Source organism: Flavobacterium sufflavum (genome assembly GCF_004016525.1).
In the GTDB taxonomy this organism is placed as follows: domain Bacteria; phylum Bacteroidota; class Bacteroidia; order Flavobacteriales; family Flavobacteriaceae; genus Flavobacterium; species Flavobacterium sufflavum.
Genome location: NZ_SACJ01000021.1, coordinates 1 through 3,915, shown reverse-complemented (window position 1 = coordinate 3,915; position 3,915 = coordinate 1). Strand labels below are relative to the sequence as shown.

General features: G+C 47.3%; 2 tRNA genes and 3 rRNA genes. All 5 read left to right on the top strand.

Annotated elements, in window-relative coordinates:
• Positions 1-261 (top strand): 16S ribosomal RNA (locus EOD40_RS17815); the annotation flags it as partial.
• A gap of 131 nt (positions 262-392) precedes the next feature.
• A tRNA-Ile gene (locus EOD40_RS17810) sits at positions 393-466 on the top strand.
• Positions 467-583: 117 nt separating this feature from the next.
• A tRNA-Ala gene (locus tag EOD40_RS17805) sits at positions 584-657 on the top strand.
• Positions 658-793: 136 nt separating this feature from the next.
• Positions 794-3,673 (top strand): 23S ribosomal RNA (locus tag EOD40_RS17800).
• 129 nt (positions 3,674-3,802) lie between these two features.
• Positions 3,803-3,912: ribosomal RNA gene (rrf, locus tag EOD40_RS17795) — 5S ribosomal RNA — on the top strand.
• Positions 3,913-3,915 lie beyond the last annotated feature (3 nt).

Below are 3,915 nucleotides of genomic sequence, written 5' to 3'. Positions count from 1 at the left end.
GGAGCGAATCTATAAAGCCGGTCACAGTTCGGATCGGAGTCTGCAACTCGACTCCGTGAAGCTGGAATCGCTAGTAATCGGATATCAGCCATGATCCGGTGAATACGTTCCCGGGCCTTGTACACACCGCCCGTCAAGCCATGGAAGCTGGGGGTGCCTGAAGTCGGTGACCGCAAGGAGCTGCCTAGGGTAAAACTGGTAACTAGGGCTAAGTCGTAACAAGGTAGCCGTACCGGAAGGTGCGGCTGGAACACCTCCTTTCTAGAGCCTTAGTGTTAGCCAAGTGCACGCTAAGGAAAAAGACGAAAAGAACTATTGGTCATTAATATTGACATTTTATTACTCTTGCTGTTAATTTAAAAAAAAAGAATAAGAATTTAAGTAAAAAACAGAGTCTCGTAGCTCAGCTGGTTAGAGTACTACACTGATAATGTAGGGGTCGGCAGTTCGAGTCTGCCCGGGACTACTTTTTAAGCCAAAAACTTGAAAAGACTGTAAGAAACTTAAAAGAAGGAAATTCTAGAGGTTGAGATCCTTATTTTTTGGAATTTGGAATTTAAAAATTTGGAATTTTAAAAGAAATGGGGGATTAGCTCAGCTGGCTAGAGCGCCTGCCTTGCACGCAGGAGGTCAACGGTTCGACTCCGTTATTCTCCACTGATTTACTATATAGATAGTAGATAAAAGTTCATTGACATATTGAGATAAAAAATATTAAAAAGTAGAAAGCGTTTTCTATTATTTATAATAGGAAACAAACAAAACGGTCTCGTTTTAAGTAACGAGATTGGTACAATAAGCAAAATAAGGGCGTATGGGGGATGCCTAGGCTCTCAGAGGCGATGAAAGGCGTGATAAGCTGCGAAAAGCTACGGGGACGAGCACACATCGATTGATCCGTAGATACCTGAATGGGGCAACCCACTATGTTGAAGACATAGTACACCGATAGGTGGGCAAACCCGCTGAACTGAAACATCTAAGTAGGCGGAGGAGAAGAAAACAAAAGTGATTCCGTAAGTAGTGGCGAGCGAACGCGGATTAGCCCAAACCAATGTTGTTACGGCAATGTTGGGGTTGTAGGACCACGACATTTCTTGCATGAAGAATTAGAATCTACTGGAAAGTAGGGCCATAGAGAGTGATAGCCTCGTATAAGTAATGAATGTAAAGGATAGTGGTATCCTGAGTAGGGCGGGGCACGTGAAACCCTGTCTGAATTTGGCGGGACCATCCGCTAAGGCTAAATACTCCTGAGAGACCGATAGTGAACCAGTACCGTGAGGGAAAGGTGAAAAGAACCGTGAATAACGGAGTGAAATAGATCCTGAAACCATACGCTTACAAGCGGTCGGAGCCCTTTTGTGGGGTGACGGCGTGCCTTTTGCATAATGAGCCTACGAGTTAACGTTGCTGGCAAGGATAAGTACTTCAGGTATGGATCCGTAGCGAAAGCGAGTCTGAATAGGGCGCTTTAGTCAGTAGTGTTAGACGCGAAACCGTGTGATCTACCCATGGGCAGGTTGAAGCTGTGGTAACACACAGTGGAGGACCGAACCGGTTGACGTTGAAAAGTCTTCGGATGACCTGTGGGTAGGGGTGAAAGGCCAATCAAACTCGGAAATAGCTCGTACTCCCCGAAATGCATTTAGGTGCAGCGCTAGATATAAGTTATATAGAGGTAGAGCTACTGATTGGATGCGGGGGCTTCACCGCCTACCAATTCCTGACAAACTCCGAATGCTATATAATGTTCTCTAGCAGTGAGGGCTTGGGTGCTAAGGTCCAAGTCCGAGAGGGAAAGAACCCAGACCATCAGCTAAGGTCCCAAAATCTACACTAAGTTGAAAGAACGCGGTTTGTCTGCCCAGACAGCTAGGATGTTGGCTTGGAAGCAGCCATTCATTTAAAGAGTGCGTAACAGCTCACTAGTCGAGCGGACGAGCATGGATAATAATCGGGCATAAGTGTAGTACCGAAGCTATGGATTTTGCGTAAGCAAAGTGGTAGGGGAGCATTCCAGCAGGGTTGAAGGTGTATCGTAAGGTATGCTGGACTGGCTGGAAAAGAAAATGTAGGCATAAGTAACGATAATGCGGGCGAGAAACCCGCACACCGAAAGACTAAGGTTTCCACAGCTATGCTAATCAGCTGTGGGTTAGTCGGGACCTAAGGCGAACCCGAAAGGGACAGTCGATGGCCAACGGGTTAATATTCCCGTACTACTGTTAACTGTGATGGGGTGACGGAGTGATGAAAGCGCCGCGAACTGACGGAATAGTTCGTTAAAGTACCTAGCTATATTCTCTATAGGCAAATCCGTAGAGAATGGTGAAATACGATAGTACACGGAGACTTCGGTTGAAGTGATAGTGCGCCTAAGGGCTTCCAAGAAAAACCTCTAAACTTCAGGTTAATAGTACCCGTACCGCAAACCGACACAGGTAGTCGAGATGAGAATTCTAAGGTGCTCGAGAGATTCATGGCTAAGGAATTAGGCAAAATAGACCCGTAACTTCGGGAGAAGGGTCGCCCCGAGTAATCGGGGCCGCAGTGAAGAGGTCCAGGCGACTGTTTATCAAAAACACAGGGCTCTGCAAAATCGTAAGATGAAGTATAGGGCCTGACACCTGCCCGGTGCTGGAAGGTTAAGAGGAGATGTTATCTTCGGAGAAGCATTGAATTGAAGCCCCAGTAAACGGCGGCCGTAACTATAACGGTCCTAAGGTAGCGAAATTCCTTGTCGGGTAAGTTCCGACCTGCACGAATGGTGTAACGATCTGGACACTGTCTCAGCCATGAGCTCGGTGAAATTGTAGTAACGGTGAAGATGCCGTTTACCCGCAGTGGGACGAAAAGACCCTGTGCACCTTTACTATAGCTTAGTATTGACCTTGGATAAATGATGTGTAGGATAGGTTGGAGACTGTGAAGTGGCGTCGCCAGGCGTTGTGGAGTCATTGTTGAAATACAACCCTTTGTTTATCTGAGGCCTAACCCCCAACCGGGGGGACATTGCTTGGTGGGTAGTTTGACTGGGGTGGTCGCCTCCAAAAGAGTAACGGAGGCTTCTAAAGGTTCCCTCAGTACGCTTGGTAACCGTGCGAAGAGTGCAATGGCATAAGGGAGCTTGACTGAGAGACATACAGGTCGATCAGGTACGAAAGTAGAGCATAGTGATCCGGTGGTTCCGCATGGAAGGGCCATCGCTCAAAGGATAAAAGGTACGCCGGGGATAACAGGCTGATCTCCCCCAAGAGCTCATATCGACGGGGGGGTTTGGCACCTCGATGTCGGCTCGTCACATCCTGGGGCTGGAGAAGGTCCCAAGGGTTGGGCTGTTCGCCCATTAAAGTGGCACGCGAGCTGGGTTCAGAACGTCGTGAGACAGTTCGGTCTCTATCTACTGTGGGCGCAAGAAATTTGAGTGGATCTGATTCTAGTACGAGAGGACCGAATTGGACTAACCTCTAGTGTATCTGTTGTCACGCCAGTGGCACTGCAGAGTAGCTACGTTGGGAAGGGATAAGCGCTGAAAGCATATAAGCGCGAAACCCACCACAAGATGAGATTTCTTTTAAAGGTCGTGGGAGATGACCACGTTGATAGGCTATAGGTGTAAAGGCAGTAATGTCATAGCCGAGTAGTACTAATAACCTGTAAGCTTATGTACATCCGCTTGTCCCGATGTAAATCGGGACAGCAAACTTTCTAATTAAAATAATACTTTCTTTATCTCAGTATGTTAAGATATTGTGTAATGTTGACTAGCAAAAGCTAATCACCCATTGCAAAACGACCTTAAGGTGGTTATTGCGGCGGGGCTCACCTCTTCCCATCCCGAACAGAGTAGTTAAGCCCGCCTGCGCAGATGGTACTGCAGTTATGTGGGAGAGTATGTCGTCGCCTTTCTTT